The following is a 26399-nucleotide window of genomic DNA, read 5'->3' on the forward strand; positions in this document are numbered from 1 at the left end:
ATTGCCAACGCTAAAGCGTAAATATGAGGATTTGTTAATTGAATGGTAAATCCATTGCATCCAAAAACTTATCCTAGCATACTTTTATTACCAGTTTTGTTTATGATTGCGATTGATTAATAGAGGGATAGTTGAATGTCTAAAACGGCGGCGGAAACGTCTCATAACACCGATAGCACAGATAGCACCGAAACAAGCAACTTCAACAATAGCGACGATGCCACTAGCGTAAACCCAGCACATTATTTAATGTGGTTTCGTCGTGACCTGCGAGTTCATGATAATACCGCGCTAGCTGCGCTTTGCGAGCAGGCAAATGCGGATAACGCCTCAGTAAGCGCTATTTACTTCGTGACGCCTGAACAATGGCAAGCACATGACATGTCGCTGACACAGCTCGACCATATCGCACGCATCTTGCCTATCCTAGCCAAATCTCTGCAAACACAATTAAATATCCACTTAACAGTACAGCTCTGTCCAAGCTTTTCTGACTGTGTTGAGGCGATGCTAGATATCTGTAGCGCGAACCAGATCAGCACTGTGATGGCAAATCACGAGTACGAAGGCAATGAGATTAAGCGTGATGAACAATTAACCAAACAGCTTGCAAACAACGATATAGAATTTATTCGCTGGCATGATCAATGTATCTTGCCACCACAAACCATCACCACGAACGATGACAGCATGTATCAGGTATTTACCCCATTTTATAAAAAATGGCGGCATACCTTGGATATCAGTACCATACAAATGCATGAGGCATCCGCCATAAATGGCAACACTAAAGTCAAACTAGAAGTCTCGAACGCCAGTGCTACTATCGAAGATATAGAAAGAGTAAGTAAAGAAGTAGTCGAAGATTATCAAAAGGCACTGCAAAATGCTGGTTTATTAGAGCCCATGGATATAGACGTACAGCTTGAGCACGCTCGGGCAGCCTACCCTGCTGGCGAAGCGGCGGCGTGCCAGCGTTTAGAGGACTTCATCGCTGAGGATATTGATAACTACGATATCAGTCGCGATGTACCCAGTTTAAATGCCACCAGTCAGCTATCTGCCTACCTGACTATTGGCGCAATCAGCCCCAGACTTTGCTACTTACAAGCTACCCTACAATTAAGCAAAGCACTGGGAGAATTACATGGGAATGACAGAGACATCCTAGATAACGGGGATAGCTTTGACAATACTGATAATAACGACATTAACCGCTGGATAAGTGAGCTGGCTTGGCGAGATTTCTATCGCCATGTTTTAGACTATAAGCCCAAGCTGATTCGCCATCAAGCGTATAAAAAGGAAACCGATAGCAAGACTAATTGGTCATATAATCAGCAGGAATTTAATGCATGGTGCGTAGGTAAAACTGGCGTGCCGTTAGTCGATGCAGCAATGCGCTGCCTGAATGCGACGGGCTTTATGCACAATCGCTTGCGGATGGTGACAGCGATGTTTTTGACCAAGGATTTATTGATTGATTGGCGCTTAGGTGAGCGCTACTTTATGCAGCAGCTGATAGATGGTGACTTTTCGTCCAATAATGGGGGTTGGCAATGGAGTGCGTCGACTGGCACCGACTCTGCACCTTACTTTCGCATTATGAACCCTTTTAGCCAAGCCAAAAGCCATGACCCTGATGGGATATTTATTAAAACTTGGCTACCTGAGCTAAAAGCCATTCCTGCCAGCATCTTGCATAGCGAGGATAAAATGCGTCAAGCACTGGCAAAGGGCGGTAAATTTGCTGACATTGATTATCCATTACCGATGGTCGAACATAAAGCGGCTCGCCAATTAGCGATTGCTGAATTTAAAAAATAGCGACGCATTACATCAACACTAAAACCTCAATTTACTAAGAATTTCAGCTATTGTATTTTAATCACATTATCTACCCTTCCTAGGGCGTGTCCTCATTTTAAAAATGGTGATAAAAATGAGATAAATTACCGTCAAACAAGGAAAGTAGCGCACCTAATATCGAGATATTAAGAAGCTATTTGACAATGTTTGACAATGTTTGACAATGTTTGGCAAAATTTAGCTATTTTTAGCCCATTTAGAAAGTAATCGATTGAATTGAGGACACGCCCTAGTATCAGCTGGCTGCTTATAATATGCGGGTTTGGATAATGTATAAGGCATAGGCTAGTAGAGTGAAGCTTATGATTAACAGCACCCATGTCGCAAAAGAAAGCGATTCTTTCGCTTTAGGGCGCTTATTAAGCTGCTCTTCAGAGTCAGAAGACGGTTTATTATTAAGAGTTGTCATATACGCCACCTTTTTATGTAGTGTTATATTATCAACGAAATTCATAAGTTCATTATGAATAATAGATAAGCTCTACTATACAATATAAATGGCGTTACTTTAAGTGTTTCCAATTAATAAGCTAACGTATGATTATCTAGTCTATGGCTCTAATAAAATTATGTATATATTATTTTACTGGCATCTGGCACGCGCCTGCACCTTGAGTCGTTACCGTCACTACTGCACCAGTTAACGAAAATAGCTGTTGCAGTTGGGTTTGCGCATTTTCTAGTGCCATATTCATGACATCACCGCGACAAGCGCGTTCGAGTACTTCTTTTTTTGCCATACTTTGCGCTTGTTGCAAGATTTTCGGATCGACTTGCATCATGCCAAAAGCACCCGTCTGCCAATCATAAATCTCGATATCGTCTAGATAAACCGAAAATATCTCTGATGGTGGGATGGTAATATTGATTTGCGGCATCACTGAGACTGGCGTATTGGCACCCGCTTCTTGTACCTCATCGACGTTAATTTCAGGCTGCACCACTTGTACCATCTCGGGGGTAAGTGCACTTAAATCAATCCCCGCCTCCACTCGTCCGCGCGCGATAAACAAACCCTTTTGCTCGTCTTGCCACAGCTTCATCCAACTGCCAGGACGTTGACTGGTAATGACGGTATCGACACTAAACGCCACCGTTTCCAAACGATTTAACTTTTGGATTTGTGTGACCACGCCTTCACGAGTAATGGTTTCTATCGGCTCTTCCTTGGTTATATTCTGCAAACTATAAATAGCAAAGACGATAGCTGCTAAACCGATGAGCAATATTATCCACGACATCATCGCAATGGATTTTTTCGCTTGTGAGTTAGTCGCATCATTATTAACAGGAGATCGATTATCAGGATTATTCATATAAACACCCTCAGAGTTTTATCATTTATTTTTATTAAACGTATAACAAATAACTGTCTAAATGATAAATGCTACTTTTGAGCAGCAACTTCAAGTAATAACTACCAATACGCTACATAATGACTAGCGCTACCATTTACTATAAATACCCTAAAAGCTGGTAAATAATCGAGTTGTAGTGACCTTATTTGCTCGTTTAAGTCACGTTTAAGTCACGTTCTGTCTGAAAAAACAAAAAGTCATTGCGTCTTAGGCTAACTTTACCTAACATAGTCAGATTGTATAAGCAAAATGTTGGCGTACATCTATTTTTCTGGTCTTTATGCGTAAAGTATGACGCTGCCAACATCAACGTTTTAATACAAAATGAACAGTTCCAGCCTTTTTGTAAGGCGTTTTATGAATGCACTTTCTATTCATGTACTGTTTGTCGCAGTACTTTTTAGCTAGGCATGTCCTAGACTATTACCAAGTGATACAAAGGTAAGCTTGCGTCGGCCATCAAAGCACACGCTCAATATCCTACTATTTCTTATTTATTTTATCGTTGATAAGGTTACGCTTTATTTATGAAAGCCAGTCAATTTTTATTTGCCACTCTAAAAGAAACCCCAAGTGATGCCGATATCGCCTCAAGCCAATTGATGGTGCGTGCCGGTCTTATTCGAAAGATTGCTTCTGGGTTATATATTTGGTTGCCCATGGGGCTACGCATCTTGCAAAAAGTCGAACGTATTGTTCGTGAAGAGATGCAAGAAGTTGGTGCACAAGAAGTGCTCATGCCGATGACCCAGCCTGCCGAGCTTTGGCAAACGACCGGACGCTTTAACGATTACGGTCCTGAGCTATTGCGCTTCAAAGACCGTCATGATCGCGACTTTGTGCTTGGTCCGACGCATGAAGAAGTCATCACCAATCTGGCGCAAGGCGAGCTGCGTAGTTATAAACAACTACCAATCACCTTTTTCCAAATTCAGAATAAATTCCGTGATGAGATTCGTCCACGTTTCGGTGTGATGCGCGCACGCGAATTTACCATGAAAGATGCTTACTCGTTTCACGTTGACCAAGCATCGTTGGCAAAAACTTACCATGACATGTATGACGCTTATACGCGTATCTTTACCCGTTTGGGCTTAGATTTCCGTGCAGTACAAGCGGATACTGGTTCTATTGGTGGTTTTGCTTCACATGAATTTCATGTATTGGCAGACAGCGGCGAAGATGATATCGCCTTCTCTGATTCTTCTGATTATGCGGCCAACGTTGAGCTTGCCGAATCAGTGAGCACCGCTGAGCGCCAGCCACCGAAGATGGAGCGCGAAGACGTCCTGACGGAAAATATGACCAGCTGTAAAATGGTTGCTGAACATTTAGGCTTACCGTTAGAAACGACGGTCAAAACGTTAATCGTCCATGGTCATACCGAAAATGATGAGCCACAGCTTATCGCTATCGTATTACGCGGTGATCATCAGCTAAATACGATCAAAGCCGAGAAAATCGAAGAGGCCAATGTGCCGCTGACAATGGCTTCTGATGAAGAACTGAAAGCTGCTGGTCTGCATAAAGGCTATATTGGTGTTAATTTGGATATGCCTGTCTTCGTTGATCGTTCGGCAGCAACTTTGTCAGACTTTGTATGCGGTGCCAATGAAGTCAACAAACACACCACTGGTATGAACTGGGCGCGTGATGCGAGCATTACTCGTGTCGTTGATGTACGCAATGTACAAGAAGGCGACCCTTCTCCTGATGGTAAAGGCAGCCTAAAAATCAAACGTGGTATCGAGGTCGGTCATATCTTCCAGTTGGGTGATAAGTACTCGCAAGCGTTAAATGCTACCGTATCTGGTGAAGATGGTAAGCCTGTAACCCTAATGATGGGCTGCTACGGTATTGGTGTGAGCCGTATCATTGCCGCTGCTATCGAACAGAACAACGACGAAAACGGTATCATGTGGCCACAGACGCCAACGGTTAATGATTCAATCGCTCCTTTTGAAGTCGCTATCATACCGATGAAGTCAAAAGAAGATACCGTCATGCAGACAGCGACGGCACTCTATGAAGAGTTAAAAGCACAAGGCATCAATGTACTTCTTGATGATCGTAACGAGCGTCCAGGTGTCAAGTTTGCTGATCTTGAATTGATTGGTATTCCTCATCGTATCGTGGTTTCAGACCGTAACTTGGCTGAAGGCCAGTACGAATACGTCAATCGCCGTGAAGCAGAAAAGCAAATGCTGAGCCGTGAAGACGTCATGGCAAAAGTAAGCGGCAAATAGTTTTACTCGTTAAAACTGTGCCATAAAAAGCGCCTATCTCATTAAATGAGATAGGCGCTTTTTCGCGTGTAATATAGCTAAAAAAAACTACTTAATATTACATCTTTTAGCAATGACCTTACTGCGTTTCTGTGTCTCATTAGCGGTGCAAACATTAGCGCTAATCTGGGCGTATACCACAGAATTATTCATTGGACCGTCATATTCAAAGTCACACTTATCATTACGATCCTTTAACCATATACGCTGTTCTTTATCCAACTGCTGTTGTTGTGTCGTATTCAAAGTACGATAAACGCTCATATAGATTTTATTAAGGCGATTTTTTTCGACTATAATTGCATTATTACCACAATCATAAGCCACTTCCATATAAGCGTCTTCACAGTTATATTGATTTTCCACAAATGCAGCCTGTGCTAACTGCAAGGTAGAAAGAGACAAAGTAGCAGTCCCTAGAGCGGTTAAAAATCCGGTTTTTAACTTCATAACTGCATCTCAATATTCATAAAATAAGGTTTATTGAGTATAAGAAAGAACGCTCATCTATGAAAGCTAAAAATTAATATTTATTTACTGCCGAATCAAGCGGCTTGGCTGTGGCATTAAGCGGATATCACTGACGCGACAAGGGTTGATATCGATACCGCCTCGGCGTGTATACCAAGCGCGAACCATCAGCTCACTTGGCTCATAGTATTGACTCAAATCAGCAAATATTTGCTCCACACATTGCTCATGAAAACCATTATGCTGACGAAAACTTAAGATATAACGCAGCATTCCAGCCTCATCGACTGTTTTATTACTGGTAATCGAAACTGCTAACGTCCCCCAATCTGGTTGATTGGTCACCGGACAGTTACTACGCAGCAAATTAGAATAAAAAGTATAAGGCTCAGTGCCAGTATTCTCTAAAATAGAGCTACTGTTTAAATCTTTATCACTACTTAGCAATGACGCATCAGGATGATCACACAATGCGACTTTTTCGCTAGTATTAGCAAGCGCGTCATCAATACAAACACCCTCAGGTTGAGCCACCAATAACCCTGTTGTCTTATTATGCAGGTCGTCATTTAAGCCAAACAACTCAACTTGCACGTCTGCTTGTACACAGGCTGATAAATCTTTAGCAATCAGCGCTTGCACATCATCCCAACTAGCGAATTCAGTAAAGTTGATACTGTTTAGATAGAGCTTAAGTGACTTTGACTCAACGATAAATGGCGAGCTGGCCGGAATACCAAAACGCGCGATAGCCACTTGCGAGATACCCTGTTGATTTAACCAAGACATCTCAAATGCCTGCCACCAATCGATGCCAACCATTAACTTATCGTCTTGCCAGCCAATGACATCGCGACCCATACTGCGAGCGATAGGATACAAGGTCTCTGGACTATACTCGGTTGGATAGTCAGTGGTTTGCTCACCTAAAATACCGTGGATACTCATAAGTTACTTACCTTTTATGCTTAAATATAATGAAATAAAAACCAGTCATTTTACAGCAATGGGCTATTTTATGGGAATCATTTGCCAGTCTGATGCGGGCTCTGTCTTCACATAATTAAATCGTACTCGATAAGTAATAGTGTCATGCTCACTCATATTACAATAAAAATCTACCAATAAGCTATCATTGGTAACCCATTCAAGCTTTGCACTGTAAGGCATTGGACTATACTTCCGACTGTCATAAAACTTGAAATGTTGCCGAAAATTTCCATAATCCATATTGTTTTTATCATACTGATAGCTACCGTACTTGTCCTTTTTCCAAATGATAACCTCTTCTTCTTCTGGAAACTCAACTTTAACCGTGGCTGCATAAGTCATGTCTGGTGAAAATGTCAAATGCGATCCTTCAAACTCTTGTATAACACCCGTGTTTAGATCAACCAATACTGTGTTATTAGTTTCATAGGCTTGTCCAGATAGATAAAGCCAGTTTTTATTTTTATCATAGCTATTTATAAGATAAACATACCTAAGGCTGTCCCCGTTTTCGTCTTGTACAGACTTATCGGTCAATATGACAGGAGATTCATGACTGGGTATCGTAATAGTGGTCTGGTTTAGCTGACGAGAAATATATTTTGATAATTGTAGTTTTTCGATGAGGTTTTGATTATAAATCATCAAGCTTTTATCTAAGCAATCTTGATAAATCCGCTCATCCTCACTATTACAATCCTTACCCCAGTTAGGATAAATAGGCGCTTCTATAGTCTCCCAAACATAATCATCCATATTAGCAAACGATGCCGCAATAGCAGCATTGGAAAAGCCACTTAATACCGCTATTATCAAAAGCTTATGCCTTATTGAAATTTTTTGCATAAAAAAAGCCCAACAATGTTGGACTCTTATAATAAGGTGACAAGCTATATTTTACAAACTAATCTACAAGCGCACACGTGAGCCATTACTGAGTAAACGATAGGCGATGGTATAGAATACCGCACAGAAGACAAAAATAGCAGCCATCGAATACCAGACATTCACATCAGAATAACCGAGAATACCGTAACGGAACGAGTTCACCATATAAACGATAGGATTTAATAGCGAAATATTTTGCCAAAATGGTGACAAGTTTTCCATCGAGTAGAACACACCGCCAAGATAGGTCAATGGCGTAAGCACAAAACTTGGAATGATAGAGATATCATCAAATGAGCGAGCAAACACGGCGTTTATAAAGCCACCAAGTGAAAATAAGATAGACGTACCCAGTACCGTAAATACCGTCACAAATAAATGCTCAATGCCAAGATCAGTAAAGAATAGTGCGACTATTGAGACGATGATACCAATGGCCAGTCCACGAAAGATACCACCACTGATATAACCCATCAAAATCGCATGTTTGGATACAGGAGAGACCAACAGCTCCTCGATACTGGAGGTGAATTTGGCACTAAAGAAGCTCGAAACCACATTGGAGTAACTGTTGGTAATAATCGACATCATAATGAGACCAGGCACGATAAACTGCATGTATGGCACGCCGCCCATTTCACCCACACGCGATCCAATCATCTTACCGAAGATGACAAAATAGAGACTCATCGTAATAACTGGTGGCAGCAAGGTCTGTGGCCAAATACGCAGAATTCGGCGAACCTCCTTTAACAAAATGGTGCGAAAAGCAATCCACTTTTTATTCCATGACATGGTTTTATTAGGATCTATCATTTCTTGACTCACAATCCTGCCTCCTTCATGCTGTCTGCACTTTGGATATTTTTGTCTACTAAGCGCATAAATAGCTCTTCTAGTCGATTGGCTTTATTACGCATACTGGCTACCGTGATACCTTGCTCAGATAACTGGTCAAAAACACCATTCAACGATTCGCCTTCAGTCAGTGTGACTTCAAGCGTCTGATCATCAGGCTGCGATGTGTCTGTCACTCCTGCCAAAACCAATTGACGTGTAAGCGGTGTCTCCAAATCAAACACAAAGGTTTCAACCGATAGCTGCGCTAGCAAGTCCTTCATCTCGGTATTAATACGAATCTCACCATGATCCAAAATCGCAATGCGTTTGCACAGCTGCTCCGCTTCTTCAAGATAATGAGTCGTCAGAATAATCGTGGTGTTTTCTTCGATATTAATCTGCTGCATAAACTCCCACATAGAGCGGCGCAACTCGATATCTACCCCAGCGGTTGGCTCATCCAAAATCAATAATTTTGGTTTATGAATCAGCGCCCTTGCAATCATCAACCGGCGCTTCATACCACCTGATAGCTCACGTGATTTGCTATTGCGCTTGTCCCACAGACCTAGCGCCATTAATAATCGTTTTGCCCGTGGGCGTGCTTCTTTGGCAGGAATACCAAAGTAACCGGCCTGTGTAATCAAAATATCTTCGACTTTTTCGAACATATTAAAATTAAACTCTTGTGGGACGATACCAAGATACTGTTTAGCAACAGACGGATTCTCTAGTAAGTCGGTGCCAAAGATCTTTACGCTGCCAGTTGTTGGTTTAAAAAGCGAGCTAATAATACCAATCATGGTTGATTTACCAGCACCATTTGGCCCCAGCAACGCAAAAAAACCTCCTTGCGGAACGGTTAAACTGACATCTTTGAGTGCCGAAAACCCATTGCTATAGGTTTTGGATAAATTCTGGATAGCAAGTGCTGGTACCTCAGACATGAAAACCTCTTTATTGGTTATAAATTTATGTAAAAACGTTTTTAGAATATAAACAGACAGAAGAGACTGTGTAGTGTCATAAAGTGAGGCTAGTGTTGGTAAATTTCAACTGTAATGCCTTAGAAGTACCGTATTGATAATACTCATCATTAAAAAAACGCCTATCTCATTTAATGAAATAGGCGCTCCACTGATATATATAGTAAAAGGCTTAGCCAGATATTCAATACAATTAGCTTGCTTCACCAACCATATAATCAACAGCGTTTTGAACTTCCTCATCAGGGATATCAGCACCACCTTTAGCAGGCATGGCGTTAAAACCATTGATAGCATGAGTGTATAATGTTTCTTTACCTTTGGAGATACGTGGTCCCCATGCACCAGCGTCACCTAAGATTGGTGAGCCAAGTAGACCTGCAGCATGACAAGTCTGACATACGGCATTGTATACTGCTTTGCCATCACGAGGACCATCACCCGCTGCTGGGCCAGCGGCGCGTGCCGTCACATCACAAACTTCATCGTCTTCAAAGCACACTTTAGCAACTGGCTGAATGCGAGCAATTAAGTTAGGATACAAAGCAATCAGCTTTTGCACTTGCGGCGTATCTTGCGGAATAGGCTCTTCATCAACTGCAGGTGCGGCAGCGGCAGGTGCATCGCCATCAGTCGTATCTGCAGCAGCTTGGGTATCATCACCCAACTGCTCAGGCGCATTTGCTACCACTTCCTGCGCTGCTGCTGCATCAGAAACAGTTACAGGAGTGTCTACAACACTTTCAGCTTGGCTCACCGCGATACTAGCGATTCCTAGAATGGCAGCTGCCGATAACATAACTACTTTTCTCATTCGTCACGTTCTCTTATTACATATACAAAGGCTTGTACGGCTCAGACATTTTGCTTGTCCTCCTTTGACAACCAAATAGTTATCAATAGCAAACAGCCATCCCACGTACCAGCACACTTGTAATCGGTGATTATAAATATGAATTCTCCCTGTCATTATAAGGGAAAAGGCAGGTAGATTGCCATGCCTGTTTAATGACTATCCTGTTTTTTCTTAAAAAACATCAATCACTGTCTTCATTCATTGGCTTTATGGATTTTATTTGTTAGACTAAGCGGTCTTTATTTTTCGACATCTTTACTGCTCAGAACGCTCGTTTAGGCATGATGTGGATAATACCGTACGCCATTGTTATTATGCGCTCGTAGCTCAGTTGGATAGAGTATCGGTCTCCGAAGCCGAGGGTCGTGGGTTCGATTCCCGCCGAGCGCACCAATCATCGTATCGGTAATATTTGTTTCATCCCTCCCTAGTATCATCCTAAATCTCAAATACCCATTAACTCCGTACTCAAAATATTTGCGGATTTCGCCGTGCGTGCTCGTCTATTGATAGATAGTTTTCTTATATGATAGGCATTTCGCTTATAACACTCGCCTATTTTGCTTGCTGCAAATTAGCTGCTAGCTGGGCACGGTTGGGCACACGATGATAATTAATCACGGGCACATTACCTAACAGGCGCTGACCTGAAGCAATTTTCTTATCCATCGTAATCATTGCAATTTTTTTATCTTGTTTACTGAGCAACAAATGATTGGTCTTGCGTGTGACTCGATAATCAGGAAAATACTGTTTAATCAGTACGGATGTTTTTTGCAAATCGTCATTAATAGGTTTTCTCACGCTTTTAGACGATTTATTATGAATTGTCTCACCCACTTTTACGCCGCGTGACTTTGCCAACAACCATAAAGCGGCAATAACGGCAAACAATATGACAAGCCACCAAATTCCATCTATCATTAGAAGAGATATCCATTATTAGCAAGGGTTGGCTCATGTTAGCAGAATTATCACCAGCGTTAATAGCAGAAGTAGAACTTGCTGCTAAATTATTGACATCCAAACAGCATATTTGCATCTTAACGGGTGCAGGGATTTCAGCAGAAAGTGGCATTCCAACTTTCCGAGATAAGCAAACAGGCTTGTGGGAAAACTATGGTGTGGAAGACTTGGCGACACCTGAGGCTTTCACTCGTGATCCAAAACTGGTGTGGTCATGGTATCAATGGCGCAGGCAATTGGTCGCAGATAAAAAACCGAACCCTGCACATTTTGCCTTAGCGCAGTGGCAATACCATACTCAGTCGTCCAATCAATCATTAACGCTTATCACTCAAAATGTTGATGATTTACATGAGCAAGCTGGCAGTACGGTAACTCATTTGCATGGCAATCTGTGGCATAACCGCTGTAGTCAATGTGAGACAGTCTACCAAAGTCAATCGAGGGGTTCGTATCATAGCGAGGATACAATCAATTTTGATGACAAACTGATGACCTGTCGCCATTGCGATGGCTATATCAGACCAGATATCGTTTGGTTTGGCGAAGCATTACCAGTACAAGCATGGCAAACGGCAGAAGATGCGGCGGCGAACTGCGAGGTATTTATCAGTATTGGCACCTCCAGTCTCGTCTATCCTGCCGCTGGACTCGCACAGTTAGCGACGCAAAATGGTGCCAAAATTATCGAGATAAATCCCAATCCAACGCCGAATACTATTGTGGATATCATCTTAGCAGAAAAAGCTGGTGTGATTATGCCGTTATTAATCCAGAAAATCACTGCGCTGTAGTCGCTTGCACCTAAGTCGCTTGCAGCTAAGTCGCCTGAACTTAAGTCACTTGAACTTAAAAAGCATACCGTATAAAAAAGAAAAGGCTTAACGATTGATATCAACCGTTAAGCCTCGGATATAAAACCTAATCATAGTTTATTTACTTTAGTGCCAGATCAACTTTCGCCAAATATGCTGCTTTTAATTCATCACTAATAAATGAGGCATTAAAGGAGTTCTTTACCAAAGTAACAACATCATCTTCTGTTAGCGGTAAATTTTCACATATATTTATAAAGTTCTGATTCATGTAACCTTTGAAATAGGCTGGGTCGTCTGAGTTTATGGTGATATTTAGACCATAATCTAGCAGCTCTTTGATATTGTGTTCTTTGTAATTATCAAAGACTTTTAGCTCAATATTTGAGTTCGGGCAAACGGTCAGGGGCATTTGCTCATCTTTCAGTCTTTGCATCAACTCTGGGCTTTTTATCGATTGCACACCATGATCGATTCTATTGATATTTAATAAGTCCAGTGCTTCATAAATGTACGAAAAATCTGCCTCTTCACCAGCATGGGCGACCAGCTTAAAACCTGCTTCTTTAGCTTTTTTGAAGACATCTTTGAATTTTGATGGTGGATTGCCCAGCTCTGACGAATCAAGACCGACACCAATGATGTCATCTTTGAATGCCAGTGCTTGCTCTAAGGTCTCAAACGCTTCTTCTTGTGATAAATGCCTTAGGAAACACATGATAATACAAGAGGTGATACCATATTTTTCTTTGGCATCTGCAAGCGCTTCTTTGATGCCTGTTATCACCACTTCAAAAGGTATGCCTCGTTCAGTATGCGTCTGCGGGTCAAAAAATATCTCTGTGTGAATGACGTTATCTTCAACACACTTAATTATATATTCCCACGTTAAATCATAGAAATCATCTTTAGTGATCAGGACATTTGCGCCTGCATAGTAGATATCTAAAAAGGTTTGCAAGTTGGTGAAGTTGTAGGCGTTGCGCACATCTTCTATGTTTTTATAGGGAATCTCTATCTGGTTCTTTTTGGCCAATCTAAACATCAGCTCAGGTTCTAGTGAGCCTTCAATATGTAAATGCAGCTCAGCTTTTGGTAATTTCTTTATTAAATCAATCATAGGATTCCAGTGACGGCTTTTTGTAGTAGAGTACTTTTGATAAGTGCTTTTGAGAAGTGCCTTTATAAATGCAAAGCCTGTATAGACGCTTGAGCAATATATCAATCACCCTCGATTTCTAGAGGCGCTATTATATTGTAATTGATGCCTAAACCCTATAAAAGAACACGATGCTAGCAAAATAACAAGCCATCAGATTCCCTCATCAACGTTACTTCAAAAACACCACAGTATCAGACAACTCGTTACCCGCTGGATCCTGATCCAAATGATAATACTGACGCAGCACTTGCCCAACTTCATCTAACAATTCAGCCAAGCTTTCTTCGGTTTTTTGATTGGCAATACCTGATACGGCCTTATCACACATCGCCCGCCAAACGGTGGGGCTGACATGAGCACTGATACCACGATCAGCTACGATCTCTAACTGGTGCTCGCAAATATTGACATACACCAAGACGCCTGTATTCTCTTCAGTATCCCAAACTCGATACTCACTAAACAGCTCAATCGCACGTTCGCGACAGCCAATATAGTAAGCCTCTTGAATCGGCAGATGGTTTTCTACAATCAAAAACACCTCACCCCGATGCCCTCGCTCTGCACGGGTCACCTCGTCTGTCAAACGTGCTTTGGCTGCTGCTGTTAACCATTTACTATGCAATATAGGAATAAATAAGACTTGACGCCACCAGCGGGCAAAACTGGGATTTGACGCGTTGTTTTCTGACATTTTACTATTTCCTCAAATACGTCATTGCTGACGGTCGTTTAGTATCCGTTCTTACTTAAGCATCTACCACGAGCCACCAGCACCGCCGCCGCCAAAACCACCGCCGCCACCACCGAAGCCGCCGCCGCCGAAACCACCACCTCCAGAGCCGCCACCACCGCCCATACCAGGTAGGAATATCATACCGCCGCCTCTACGAACGCCGCCAGATCCACCTTTACCACCACCACCGCCACCTCGTGAAATCAAAAATAGCCATAAGAATATAGCCATAATAACGGTCATAAAAAAACCACCGCCTAAGGCTAACGATCCCGCAAAAAACCCACCAGCAGTAATAATAGAACCAAATACACGACCAAAAATACTGGTAATAAAGCTTCCAAATATCATTGCCATGATGAATAAAAATATGGGCGATGGTAGCTCGTCTGAACCTTGTTGTGCACTACGCTCGGCTGCTTGCGCATCAGCACGAGCCAATACCTCAGGATCAGCAGTCAACCGCGTTTTGAGTGCGTCAACGCCAGCTATTATCCCAGCGCCATAGTTATTTTGCTTAAATAACGGCGTGATATCTTCACGAATAATACGATTGACGGCAGCATCTGGTAAGACACCCTCTAGTCCATAACCCGTCAAAATGTACATATCACGGTCATTGACGGCGACTACCATGAGTAAGCCATCATCGACGTCTTTATTACCCAGCTGCCATTTCTCAGCTACTTGTAGAGCATAGTCAAAGATAGGAACACCATTGGTCGTAGGAACGATAACCACCGCTGCTTGCGCAAGACCTTGCTGATAAATATTTCTAAGCTGCGCCTCTAGACGCTGTTTTTCTTGCGGATTTAGAATATTAGCCTGATCAACGACAGGATTATTTAATATGAGCTTATCGGCATCGACACTGGGTGCATTTGACTGTATAGGAGAAGGATTTTCGGCTGTTGACCCAACTGTTGCCTCATTATTAGCCGCATTAGGGTTGATCGCCTCATTACCTAAAATGGCATCATTGATTGCATCATTACCCAATACAGCGTCATTGAGCGCTTCATTAGACTCGCCCGCTTTGGCAATCGCTACCAAGTCCTCAACACTACGACTTTGCATGTCTGAGGTGCTATCAATGGCTTCATTAGGCGCAGCATACAACACAGACGCACTACTGACGCTGAGTGTGAGCAGTAATACTGATAGGATTGCTTTTGAATTGTTCATCTAATCTATACCACCTCAAGTGACATCTGTACTGAGTGAATCTACGTGATACCATTCACAAAAATTAGCATAGCAAAGAAACCAAATTTGACATAGCTAATCGTACTTTTTGGATTTGGTATTAAGTTTAATAGGCATTCATATCCATCAATACCTTTAAAAATGTGGCTAAGCAAACTAGTGGCTAACTGAGCTAAACGATAAAAATGTAAACAAACAGAGCGGCAAATTCCGCTCTGTTTTCATCTCTATTCAATCACCACTACTCAGCTGTCGCTGACTTATCATCACCGAAGTCAACACTTGGTGCGGTTGAAATAGCGTCTTCATTCGCCACGCTAAAGTTTGGCTTGGCATTCATACCAAATACTTTTGCTGTAATGTTGGTTGGGAACTGGCGCACTGTCGTATTATAGCTTTGCACTTCTTGAATATAACGGTTACGAGCGACGGCAATACGGTTTTCAGTGCCTTCGAGCTGGGCTTGTAAGTCTTGGAACAAAGCATCTGACTTTAGCTCAGGATAACGTTCAGAGACAGCCATCAAACGTGATAGTGCACCTGTCATCTGTTCCTGTGCCGCTGCATAACGCTCCATCGCTTCTGGATCATTCAGTACTTCTGGCGTCACCGTAATGCTACCAGCACGAGAGCGTGCCTCAGCTACTTGAGTAAACACTTCTTGTTCTTGCTCAGCATACTGCTGCACGACTTTGACTAAGTTTGGCACCAAATCAGCGCGGCGTTGATATTGGTTCACCACTTCTGACCACGACGCGGTAACTTGCTCATCTTGAGCCTGCAGGTTGTTGTAGCCACAACCGCTTAGACCGACGGTAGACGTCGCTAACACGGCCGCGAGCAATATGGGTTTTACAATTGATTGACGCGTCATCATTGTTTCTCCTAATAATGGTAAATAATAAATAGCCAGTAACACTTTTTTAATAATTTTTTGAAGCTTATATTTTGAAGCTGATACATGAGGTCATGCAAATGTATGTCTATTTATATTGAAGCCGTATATTTTTTATAATAAAGGCACATCACTTGTATTAAAGCCACACTAAACATAAAAACAGCAGTTAATGAGTACGATAGCAATCGTATGCCGCTCTACTAGAGTCTCTTCTTATCAACGATAACGAAACTATAGGATAAGATATCTTACACAATGATGGCGCTATCTCGATATTTTTACAATTAGCCGTTACCAAAACACAACCGCAAAACCACACTGCTATCCCATGACTATTGCTCGTTTTTACTACCTATCATTCATAACATCTACATCACAAATATCATCGAACCACTGGCATTATCTTTAGTGCATAGCTTGTCCAGCATAGAGGATTGACAGATGAGCGATGAATAACCGCTCTGTTTTTGTGTAGTCGATGTGGCTTTATCTATTGATTCGATATCTAACAACGGTCAAAACATGCGATATTTTATCGTTATTTATAGTCATATCTGTCTGACTCAATATGAATATATATGCTTCTGTACAAAGAAAATTCTAGTAATTACGACAAAAATATGGCAAATTGCAGTTACGTAGCCGTACGGTTTGAATACATTTGGTAGTGGACTTATAGCTTGATTAGTATTAGCGATTTGTTGATTTCTATGTAAAATATTACTCAATTATTAGAGATTCGCTTAATCGTTTCAATCAGCCACACCAACCCTGTAGTCAATCGATACCGCTCACAAAAAGTTGAATGCTATCGGCATGATAAGTATTTAATATTATAACCGCCTGTTTTATCCACTGGTCTACTGAACATTCATCGCAGATATTAAGTGATAAGATAAATGTCGCAGTAATTGAGACAGCTTACGCCTTGCAACTATGCTGATACGCATATCGTCGGTAATAAGCTTAAGCAAACTGTCAATATTACTGATAAACCAAGCGGATAACTACAGACAACTACAGTCCATTCTTAGTGGCTAAGCTCGTATGAGACTTAACGGATATACATGAGTCAATGTAGATAATTTAACTGCTTAACTTAAATAAGTAAGTTAACCAGTTAGCTTACTCCTAGCATACAGAGCCACTTTGAGACAGTACTAGGAATATACATATGGAAGGTTTAGTTAACTTAGTAAACGGAATTATCTGGAGCCCCGCACTGATCTATCTGTGCTTGGGCGCGGGCCTATTTTATTCCATTATGACGCGCTTCGTACAAGTGCGCCTGTTCGGTGAAATGATCAAATTACTCTTTACTGGTAAGTCTAGTGATCAAGGTATTTCATCATTTCAGGCACTTGCCGTATCACTCGCAGGACGCGTGGGTATGGGTAACATCGCTGGGGTAGCTGCGGCTATCGGCTTCGGTGGCCCAGGTGCCGTATTTTGGATGTGGGTCGTGGCCTTCTTAGGTGCATCTACTGCTTATGTCGAGTCTACGCTCGCACAGATTTATAAAGAAAAAGATGTCATCACTGGCGAATATCGCGGTGGCCCAGCTTATTATTTTGAGCGCGCACTTGGCCAAAAATGGTATGGCATCCTCTTTGCAATCTCATCTATCCTCGCTTGTGGTATATTTTTACCAGGTGTACAGGCAAACGGCGTTATCAATGCTTTCGCACAGGTAATGGGCGAAGGGTCTGTTATGAGTATTGGCGCCTTAGAAGTTGGCTCAATGCGTCTAGTAGCCTTAGCCATTATCCTTGTGGTATTAGGTATTATCATTTTTGGTGGTATCAAGCGTATCGCAACGTTTACCGAGTATGCCGTTCCTTTTATGGCATTGGGCTATATCGTTCTTGCACTGATCATCATGTTTACTAACTTTGATATGATTCCACAAGTATTCGGTCTAATCGTGAGCGATGCATTTACTGCTCAAGCAGGTTTTGGTGCAGCGATTGGTTGGGGCGTAAAACGTGGTATTTACTCAAATGAAGCAGGTCAAGGTACAGGTCCTCATGCTGCTGCTGCTGCTGAAGTTGAGCATCCATCACAGCAGGGTTTGGTTCAGGCATTCTCAGTATATGTCGATACTCTCTTAGTATGTTCTGCTACTGCCTTCATGATCCTAACCATGGGTACTTATAACATTCAAGGAACATTACCAGACGGTCAGTTCATCGTACAGAACGTCGCTGCTACCACTGAAATCAACGCCCCTGCATTCACGCAAATGGCGATGGAATCTGTTTATGGTGGTTTTGGTAATACCTTTATCGCTATTGCTGTCTTCTTCTTTGCCTTTACCACTATCTTGGCTTACTACTACATCGCCGAAGTGAACGTTGCTTATCTAACGCGCTTTGTCGGGCGCAGTGCCAACAAGACTGGTCTATTCTTAGTCAAAATCTTAATCATGGTGATGGTTGCTTACGGCGGCCTAAACTCAGCTGGCTACATTTGGGCTATTGGTGATATTGGTGTTGGGCTTATGGCTTGGTTGAACATCGTTGGTATTTTGGTCATCTTCATTGTGGCTCGTCCAACGCTTACTATGCTAAAAGATTATGAAGCACAGCGTAAAGCAGGTGTTGAGCGCTACAGTTTTGATCCTGCAAAATTCGGCATCAAAAACGCCCCTTATTGGGAAGAGCGTCATCTAAAAGAGCAACAAAGAATGGCAGCAGATCCACTACGTAAAGAGCATAAGTAATATTCTATAACGTAGCTATCATTCTTTAACATAATTGTTATTCAAACCTCCAAAACAAAAGCCCGAAACCATCGTTTCGGGCTTTTCTGTTTCAAACCTTTGCATTCATCATTCATCGTTCATCATTCATCATTACTCTTTAAACTTGCATCATTTTAAACCAATGAGAGGCTCATTTATCTTACTCTCCACTACATTGAACCGTTTTCATGCGACTGACTTATATCAATGCTATGGTAAACATTAGGTATCCCCCAAACGCAAAAAAGCCCAGCTCAATAGCTAGGCTTCTTCGACGTCATTATTTAAATAATTAATTAATCATAAATGAAGAGACTATAGAAACAACTTACTCAGGCATCAATACTGCATCGATAGTGTGAACCACACCGTTCGTTGCCATGATATCTGTACCAGTAATATTAGCCGTGTTACCAGTCGCATCAGTGATGACATTAGCATCGCTAATATTGATAGTAGCACCATTTACAGTAGCAACATCAGTACCATAAGGAATGTCAGCTGCCATAACAACCATAGGCACTACGTGATACGGAAGTACTTTTTTCAGTAGATCTGTATCGGCTAATAGCTCTTCTTTAGTAACGCCTAGCTTCTCTAACACAGGAGCAAATGCATCATCAGTTGGTGCAAATACCGTATAAGTCCCAGCATCCATCATCATTGTATCTAAGCCAGCAGCTTGTAATGCAGCCGTTAGAATCGTTAGATTTTCGTTGCCAGCTGCTATTTCAGCAATGCTTTGCGTCGCAGCAGTATCGGCCATTGGATCGGCTTCAGTCATTGGCTCAACTTCGGCAACGGGCTCTACAACCACTTCTTCAGTAGTCACTTCAGGCTCAACAGGATCAGTAGCTGCTTCTTTATCATTACAAGCGGCTAATGACATGGCAGCTGTAACGACAGCAATAGAAAGTAAGTTTTTCTTCAACATAAGTATTTCCTTATAAAGGGATGGTCTGTTAAGTGACTTGTTTGACAAATAACTTAACCCAGTTAATGTATATAACAGCGAACCACTTATCTGTTGCAAATGATAGCAACTAAACAATAGTAATAATGTCGCCTCTGCTATACCAATAACTATAATTTTAACTGATTAATTTCAGATTAATGCTTACTTAGGTAGCAACACTGTATCGATCACGTGTACAACTCCATTGTTCGCTTGTATATTCGCGGTAACGATATTAGAGGTACGATCTCTCCCATCGGTAATTTGTTTTTTAGCGTCAAATGTGATGCTGCTGCCTTCCAGCATCTCTTGACTGCCTGCCATAATTTCAGAGGCAAAGACGCGGTCGTCTTTAATCACATGATAGGTGAGCACTTTAGTCAACAGCGGCTTATCTTGTAATAGCTGTTCTTTACTTATATTAAGTTCAGCTAATAATTTAGCAAAAGCGGCATTATTGGGTGCAAAGACGGTAAAGTCAGCGGCTTTATCAGCGAGGGCATCGGCCAATCCTGCTGCTACCACTGCTTCTTTGAGGATACTGAGATCCTCTGTGGCAACGGCTAGATCCACTATAGACTTGTCAGTAGGTAACAGTACGTCGTCAATGAGGTGAATGACGCCATTAGTGGCTAATACATCTGTTTTGATAATTTTAGAGGTATCCCCACTTGCATCCATAATGACATTGGCATCACTAATAGAGAACGCTTGACCATTGACTGTTTCGATACTGTCGCCATAAGGAATATCAGCAGCTTTGACTGTCATATTGGGGATAACATGATAAGTTAAGACCATGGTTAATAGCTCTTTGTTAGCCAATAACTCTTCTGACGTCACATCAAGCTCTTCCAATAATTCAGCGAATGCAGCATCAGTAGGTGCAAATACAGTAAATTCGTCCTCTGATGACATCAAAACTTTATCAAGTCCAGATGCCTTTAACGCAGCGTTAAGAATGGTTAAATCTTTATTTTCAGCAGCAATTTCTGCAATATTTTGTGTTGGCGCTTCTACAACAACTGAAAAATCATTGTCATCGTCATTACAAGCGGCTAGCGGCAAAACGGTCATGGCAAGCGCCAGAGATAATAGGGTTCTTTTTAGCATGAGTATATCCTTATGTATGAGTTCAGATGAACCATCTACTTTGTCAGTAGCATCCGTCGAATGATTGAAATTGTTAAATGATCAAAGCTTTCAACAAGAAACAAAGATGACTGTCGTTTATTGTCGTAGTGTTAAACAATAATGATGACACGCTTAAAAAATATCTCAAACATTCTAAATGCCAGCAATTTCATTTAGAAAAGCTTCATCTAAAACCGTTAGCAATCAAAATAGCGTGTATTTAATAATCATGTCATCAAAGACGGTAGCTGGTACTCATACCAACTGCATCATACAAAGTAATAGGGATATAATTCTTTAGCTGTAATTTTGAGATCAATCTTATTTGGGCAGTAATACTCTATCGATAACATGTACTACGCCGTTATTAGCAGCAATATCGGTTTTTATGATATTGGTAGTACGACCATTTTCGTCCATCAATTTGCTCTGATTGGTGACCATCAGAGTATCTTTACTGAACATAGTAATATTGCCCGGTTTAACGTCTTTCGCATATACTGGCGCAGCACCGTTAATCACGTGATAGCCTAAAATCTTAGTCAATAGTGGCTTGTTGGCAAATAGTTGTGCTTTGCTCATGCCTGTTTCTTGCAGAACTTGTACAAATGCGGCATTGGTCGGCGCAAATATTGTATAGTTTGCATTCGGGTTAGACAAAGCACCGGCCAAATCTGCCGCTACGACGGCTTCGACCAGTAGCGAGAAGTCAGGATTACTTTGGGCAACTTGTACCACGTTCATTTTTGCCATAGATTGACTGTGCATAGGCGCTTTCATGGCTGCGCTTTTGCTTGGCATCATATTATTACAAGCGCTTAAACCAGCGATTGAGAGTGCTAATGTACCGATGGTAGCAATTTTAGTAAGCTTCATAACATTATCCTTAATGATTGAGTATTTATTGACTGTTCTATAACTGTCTTGCAGATTAGATCGTCTTCCCTTATAGCAAATACTGGCGCTAATAATAGTGGTAAATGTTAGATGTCACTAATACAACTATTAACATTTACTAGTAAGTATTGCTTATGAAACATCAATCCTTCTGAAATTAAATTAACATATAACCAAGCTTTATCAATTCCTCTTTACGCAACTTTTTGTAGTACAGGTGTAAACTCTGTCTGACTTTTAAGCACAATCGTTGTGCTTTCATTTATAGAAACAAAGCTTTATGTAATCTTTAAGCGAAATGATATTCATTTGTTCCTAATCATTTAATGCCATAAACTTTGAACATCATGCTCACTCAATCAACAGGCAGATTTTTTGTCTAGCATATTGCCAAAGAGGAATAAGTACTGTCCCACGTGAGGTATGATTTTCATGCTAGAATAATGCGGATTTGCCTACGCCTTTTATGAATGTTGCACGCTATTTATTATTCCTATTACTCCCCTTTTTATAACATTGACGATATAAGCAGCGCTCCTATGACTCAAACGATGACTTCTCAATCTGATCCTACTTCTAGTCCATCATCCGCTGATGACTTTATTTTAACGCCACCTGCCGTGTTTCCTTATAAAGAGCAGCAACTGACGGCACGTGCACGTATCACCGAGCAAATGGCATCACGCATCTTGATGTTAGATGGGGCGATGGGTACACAGATTCAGACCTATAAATTAGAAGAAGCAGATTATCGTGGTGAGCGTTTTGCCGATATCAATCAAGACGTACGCGGCAATAATGATTTATTGGTACTGACACAGCCGCACATGATTAAAGACATTCATCACGATCACCTGCTAGCTGGTGCCGATATTATCGAGACCAATACCTTTAACGGTACGCGTCTGTCGATGGCTGACTACGATATGCAGTATCTAGTGCCTGAGCTGAATAAGACAGCAGCCAAGATTGCCCGTCAAGCGGCGGATAAATTTACGGCAAAAACGCCTGAGAAACCGCGTTTTGTCGCTGGTGTCGTGGGGCCAACCTCACGCACGTGCTCGCTATCACCTGACGTCAATGACCCAGCTTTTCGTAACATTACCTTTGATGAATTGGTACTAAATTACCGTGAAGCGACTTTATGCCTGATAGAAGGTGGTGTTGATCTCATCCTCATCGAAACAATATTTGATACGCTCAATGCCAAAGCTGCAATCTTTGCCATTACGGGCGTGTTTGATGACATTGGTTTTGAATTACCAATTATGATTTCGGGCACCATTACCGATGCCTCAGGTCGAACGCTATCAGGTCAAACCGCCGAAGCCTTTTATAACTCAATCCGCCATGCCAAGCCATTATCGGTTGGCTTTAACTGCGCATTAGGCGCTGATGCACTGCGTCCACATATTCAAACGCTGTCGAACATTGCTAATACCTATGTGTCAGCGCATCCGAACGCAGGTCTGCCCAACGAGTTTGGTGAATATGATGAAACAGCCGAACAAACCGCTGCCCTACTCGAAGGCTTTGCCAAAGCGGGTATTTTAAACATCGTTGGTGGCTGTTGTGGTACGACGCCTGAGCATATCCGCCAAATCGCTAAAATGGTGGCAAATTATCCACCGCGCGTGATTCCTGAAATCCCACCTGCCTGCCGTTTGTCAGGTCTTGAGCCATTTACCATTAATGCAGATAGCTTGTTCGTCAACGTCGGTGAACGTACCAACGTGACAGGCTCTAAAAAGTTTTTACGCTTGATTAAAACCGAAGCCTACACCGAAGCGCTCGATGTGGCACGAGATCAGGTCGAAGGCGGCGCGCAAATCGTCGATATCAATATGGACGAAGGCATGCTCGACTCCAAGCAAGCGATGATTCATTTCGTCAACCTCGTGTCTGGTGAGCCTGATATCAGCCGCGTACCACTCATGATTGACTCGTCTAAATGGGACATCATCGAAGAAGGTCTTAAGCGTATCCAAGGCAAGTCCGTCGTCAACTCTATCTCATTAAAAGAAGGACATGCTGAGTTCGTTGAGCGTGCCAAGCTTTGTATGCGCTACGGTGCCGCCGTGATCGTCATGGCATTTGATGAAGACGGGCAAGCCGATACTTACGAGCGTAAGATTCAGATTTGTCAACGCAGCTATGATGTGTTGGTCAATGAAGTTGGTTTCCCATCAGAAGACATTATTTTTGACCCGAACATTTTTGCCGTCGCCACTGGTATCACTGAGCACAATAATTATGGTGCCGACTTTATTAACGCGACCAAATGGATTACCGATAACTTACCCAATGCGATGGTATCGGGTGGTGTATCTAACGTCTCGTTCAGTTTCCGTGGTAACCCTATCCGTGAAGCCATCAACTCCGTATTCCTCTATCATGCGATTCAAAACGGTCTGACGATGGGTATCGTCAATCCTGCCATGCTTGAACTGTACGATGATATTCCAAAGGAAGCTCGTGACGCCATCGAAGATGTGATGCTCAACCGCAACCAAGGTGAGAGCGGTCAAGACGCCACCGAACGTCTGATGACTGTGGCTGAGAACTACCAAAACGGTGGTAAGAAAAAAGACAGCACCGTTGATATGAGCTGGCGCGAAGGCACGGTAGAAGAACGCATCGCCCATGCACTGGTCAAAGGCATCACTACCTTTATCGAAGCTGATACCAAAGAAGCATGGGAGAAATACCCCAAGCCGCTAGAAGTCATCGAAGGCCCACTCATGGACGGGATGAATATCGTCGGTGACTTATTTGGTGCCGGTAAAATGTTCTTACCACAAGTGGTCAAATCAGCTCGCGTGATGAAGCAATCCGTTGCGTGGCTAAATCCGTATATCGAAGCAGAAAAAGTCGAGGGTGAAAAGAAAGGCAAAATCCTCATGGCAACTGTCAAAGGCGACGTCCACGATATCGGCAAAAATATCGTCGGCGTGGTGCTAGGCTGTAACGGTTATGATATCGTTGATCTGGGCGTCATGGTGCCGTGTGAAAAAATCCTCGATACCGCTATCGCAGAAGAAGTCGATATCATTGGCTTATCAGGTCTGATTACCCCAAGTCTCGATGAGATGGTCTATGTCGCCAAGCAAATGCAAGAGCGCGGCATGACGCTACCCTTGATGATTGGCGGTGCAACGACCTCCAAAGCGCATACCGCAGTCAAAGTCGAGCCACAATACCAAAATGATGCCGTCATCTATGTATCTGATGCCTCACGCTCAGTCGGTGTAGTCACTAAACTGCTCTCCAAAGAATACCGTCAAGCGCTTATCGATGAAACTCGCGAAGAGTATGTCAAAGTACGTGAACGCCTTGCCAAGCGTCAGCCAAAGGCGGCGAAGGTCACGTATGCCGAATCGGTCAAAATTGGCTTTCAGTATGATTGGGAAAACTATGTGCCACCAGTGCCCAATAAGCTGGGGCAAGTGATATTTGACGACTATCCAATCGCTAACCTACTGACTTATATCGACTGGACACCATTCTTTATCTCTTGGGGACTGGTCGGTAAGTATCCGAAAATATTACAAGATGATGTGGTGGGCGAAGCGGCACGCGATTTGTTCGATAATGCCAATGAGCTGATGCAAAAGATGATTGATGAAAAATTAATCGTCGCCAAAGGGGTGTTTAAACTCATGCCAGCTCGCCGTACTGGTGCCGATACCGTTACTGTCTATGACCATGCCACTGAAGGTGGTGCAGCAGAATATCAATTCGAGCACTTACGTCAACAAAGCGATAAAGCCAGTGGCAAGCCGAACTTTAGCTTGGCAGACTTCATCTCGCCATCAGAGACACATACTGACCATTTGGGCGGCTTTACCGTTTCTATCGTGGGTACAGAAGCACTGGCTGAAAAGTATAAAGCAGCAGGCGATGACTATAATGCCATTATGGTACAGGCATTGTCTGATCGCTTAGCTGAAGCGTTTGCCGAGCATTTACATGAACTCATCCGTAAAGAATATTGGGGCTATCAGCCAACTGAGTCACTCACCAATGATGAGATGATTAAAGAGAAATATGTCGGCATCCGCCCTGCACCTGGCTACCCTGCTTGCCCTGAGCATACCGAAAAAGGCAAATTGTTTGATTGGCTCGGTACGGTAGATGCTATCGGTACGACTTTGACCGAAAGCTATGCGATGTGGCCTGCGTCATCGGTCAGCGGATTCTATTACTCACATCCTGATAGTGAATACTTCAACGTCGGTAAGATCAGTCGTGACCAACTAGAGAGCTATGCTGAGCGTAAAGGCTGGGATATGAAGACTGCTGAGAAATGGTTGAATCCGAATTTGTAGAAAGGTTTGTATTAAT

The 26399-nt window shown here is 42.4% G+C and carries 21 protein-coding genes and 1 tRNA gene; 6 read left to right on the top strand and 16 right to left on the bottom strand.

Annotation, left to right across the window (positions count from 1 at the left end; genetic code table 11):
* Window positions 1–135: 135 nt before the first annotated feature.
* Complete coding sequence (locus tag ACP7AE_RS07225; protein ID WP_426242184.1) at window positions 136–1827, top strand: cryptochrome/photolyase family protein; 1692 nt, start codon at window positions 136–138, stop codon at window positions 1825–1827.
* A 289-nt stretch (window positions 1828–2116) separates the two neighbouring features.
* Here ACP7AE_RS07225 and ACP7AE_RS07230 read toward each other — a convergent pair whose 3' ends face one another.
* Window positions 2117–2278, bottom strand: a complete 162-nt coding sequence (locus tag ACP7AE_RS07230; protein WP_426242186.1) for a hypothetical protein — start codon at window positions 2276–2278, stop codon at window positions 2117–2119.
* Between the two features lie 169 nt (window positions 2279–2447).
* Window positions 2448–3185 (bottom strand): DUF4230 domain-containing protein, encoded by a 738-nt coding sequence (locus ACP7AE_RS07235; RefSeq protein WP_201540394.1) that lies wholly within the window; start codon window positions 3183–3185, stop codon window positions 2448–2450.
* 569 nt (window positions 3186–3754) lie between these two features.
* Between ACP7AE_RS07235 and ACP7AE_RS07240 the strand changes: the two genes are divergently transcribed.
* Window positions 3755–5473, top strand: coding sequence for a proline--tRNA ligase (locus ACP7AE_RS07240; RefSeq protein WP_426242188.1), 1719 nt, complete (start codon window positions 3755–3757; stop codon window positions 5471–5473).
* Between the two features lie 87 nt (window positions 5474–5560).
* Here the strand turns inward: ACP7AE_RS07240 and ACP7AE_RS07245 are convergent, their stop codons facing one another.
* The 6 genes from ACP7AE_RS07245 to ACP7AE_RS07270 form a co-directional block, all read right to left on the bottom strand.
* Complete coding sequence (locus ACP7AE_RS07245; RefSeq protein WP_426242190.1) at window positions 5561–5962, bottom strand: lysozyme inhibitor LprI family protein; 402 nt, start codon at window positions 5960–5962, stop codon at window positions 5561–5563.
* Between the two features lie 84 nt (window positions 5963–6046).
* On the bottom strand, window positions 6047–6931 hold the full coding sequence (queF, locus tag ACP7AE_RS07250) for an NADPH-dependent 7-cyano-7-deazaguanine reductase QueF (protein ID WP_201540397.1): 885 nt from the start codon (window positions 6929–6931) through the stop codon (window positions 6047–6049).
* A gap of 63 nt (window positions 6932–6994) precedes the next feature.
* The gene (locus tag ACP7AE_RS07255; protein ID WP_426242192.1) at window positions 6995–7819 is read right to left on the bottom strand and encodes a hypothetical protein; all 825 of its coding nucleotides are present in this window, start codon (window positions 7817–7819) and stop codon (window positions 6995–6997) included.
* Window positions 7820–7882: 63 nt separating this feature from the next.
* Complete coding sequence (locus tag ACP7AE_RS07260) at window positions 7883–8656, bottom strand: ABC transporter permease (RefSeq protein WP_045446727.1); 774 nt, start codon at window positions 8654–8656, stop codon at window positions 7883–7885.
* A gap of 29 nt (window positions 8657–8685) precedes the next feature.
* Entirely contained in the window at window positions 8686–9648 is a 963-nt protein-coding gene (locus tag ACP7AE_RS07265; protein WP_201540399.1) for an ABC transporter ATP-binding protein, read from the bottom strand.
* A 232-nt stretch (window positions 9649–9880) separates the two neighbouring features.
* Complete coding sequence (locus tag ACP7AE_RS07270; protein WP_426242194.1) at window positions 9881–10501, bottom strand: c-type cytochrome; 621 nt, start codon at window positions 10499–10501, stop codon at window positions 9881–9883.
* A gap of 358 nt (window positions 10502–10859) precedes the next feature.
* On the opposite strand from ACP7AE_RS07270, the gene ACP7AE_RS07275 reads away from it, so the two are divergent.
* A tRNA-Arg gene (locus ACP7AE_RS07275) sits at window positions 10860–10936 on the top strand.
* 162 nt (window positions 10937–11098) lie between these two features.
* Here ACP7AE_RS07275 and ACP7AE_RS07280 read toward each other — a convergent pair.
* Entirely contained in the window at window positions 11099–11467 is a 369-nt protein-coding gene (locus ACP7AE_RS07280) for a hypothetical protein (RefSeq protein WP_426242196.1), read from the bottom strand.
* Window positions 11468–11502: 35 nt separating this feature from the next.
* Between ACP7AE_RS07280 and ACP7AE_RS07285 the strand changes: the two genes are divergently transcribed.
* Window positions 11503–12303 carry an SIR2 family NAD-dependent protein deacylase gene (locus tag ACP7AE_RS07285; RefSeq protein WP_426242198.1) on the top strand — a complete coding sequence of 267 codons (801 nt, stop codon included), beginning with the start codon at window positions 11503–11505 and terminating at the stop codon, window positions 12301–12303.
* A gap of 142 nt (window positions 12304–12445) precedes the next feature.
* Here ACP7AE_RS07285 and ACP7AE_RS07290 read toward each other — a convergent pair whose 3' ends face one another.
* The 4 genes from ACP7AE_RS07290 to ACP7AE_RS07305 form a co-directional block, all read right to left on the bottom strand.
* Window positions 12446–13444 (bottom strand): adenosine deaminase, encoded by a 999-nt coding sequence (locus tag ACP7AE_RS07290; protein ID WP_426242200.1) that lies wholly within the window; start codon window positions 13442–13444, stop codon window positions 12446–12448.
* Between the two features lie 211 nt (window positions 13445–13655).
* Window positions 13656–14180 carry a TPM domain-containing protein gene (locus ACP7AE_RS07295; RefSeq protein WP_193007852.1) on the bottom strand — a complete coding sequence of 175 codons (525 nt, stop codon included), beginning with the start codon at window positions 14178–14180 and terminating at the stop codon, window positions 13656–13658.
* 63 nt (window positions 14181–14243) lie between these two features.
* Window positions 14244–15407, bottom strand: coding sequence for a TPM domain-containing protein (locus tag ACP7AE_RS07300; protein ID WP_426242202.1), 1164 nt, complete (start codon window positions 15405–15407; stop codon window positions 14244–14246).
* 262 nt (window positions 15408–15669) lie between these two features.
* A complete protein-coding gene (locus ACP7AE_RS07305; RefSeq protein ID WP_045456163.1) occupies window positions 15670–16302 on the bottom strand; it encodes a LemA family protein in 633 nt (210 codons plus the stop codon).
* Window positions 16303–17500: 1198 nt separating this feature from the next.
* Between ACP7AE_RS07305 and ACP7AE_RS07310 the strand changes: the two genes are divergently transcribed.
* The gene (locus ACP7AE_RS07310; RefSeq protein ID WP_055125213.1) at window positions 17501–19048 is read left to right on the top strand and encodes an alanine/glycine:cation symporter family protein; all 1548 of its coding nucleotides are present in this window, start codon (window positions 17501–17503) and stop codon (window positions 19046–19048) included.
* A 349-nt stretch (window positions 19049–19397) separates the two neighbouring features.
* Here ACP7AE_RS07310 and ACP7AE_RS07315 read toward each other — a convergent pair whose 3' ends face one another.
* The 3 genes from ACP7AE_RS07315 to ACP7AE_RS07325 form a co-directional block, all read right to left on the bottom strand.
* Window positions 19398–20003 (bottom strand): fasciclin domain-containing protein, encoded by a 606-nt coding sequence (locus tag ACP7AE_RS07315; protein WP_055125212.1) that lies wholly within the window; start codon window positions 20001–20003, stop codon window positions 19398–19400.
* 183 nt (window positions 20004–20186) lie between these two features.
* Entirely contained in the window at window positions 20187–21137 is a 951-nt protein-coding gene (locus ACP7AE_RS07320) for a fasciclin domain-containing protein (RefSeq protein ID WP_426242204.1), read from the bottom strand.
* 342 nt (window positions 21138–21479) lie between these two features.
* Complete coding sequence (locus tag ACP7AE_RS07325) at window positions 21480–22034, bottom strand: fasciclin domain-containing protein (RefSeq protein ID WP_426242206.1); 555 nt, start codon at window positions 22032–22034, stop codon at window positions 21480–21482.
* 560 nt (window positions 22035–22594) lie between these two features.
* On the opposite strand from ACP7AE_RS07325, the gene metH reads away from it, so the two are divergent.
* Window positions 22595–26383, top strand: coding sequence for a methionine synthase (gene metH / locus ACP7AE_RS07330; RefSeq protein WP_426242208.1), 3789 nt, complete (start codon window positions 22595–22597; stop codon window positions 26381–26383).
* Window positions 26384–26399: the final 16 nt, after the last annotated feature.

Source organism: Psychrobacter sp. TWP2-1-2, assembly GCF_049896785.1.
Classification (GTDB): Bacteria; Pseudomonadota; Gammaproteobacteria; order Pseudomonadales; family Moraxellaceae; genus Psychrobacter.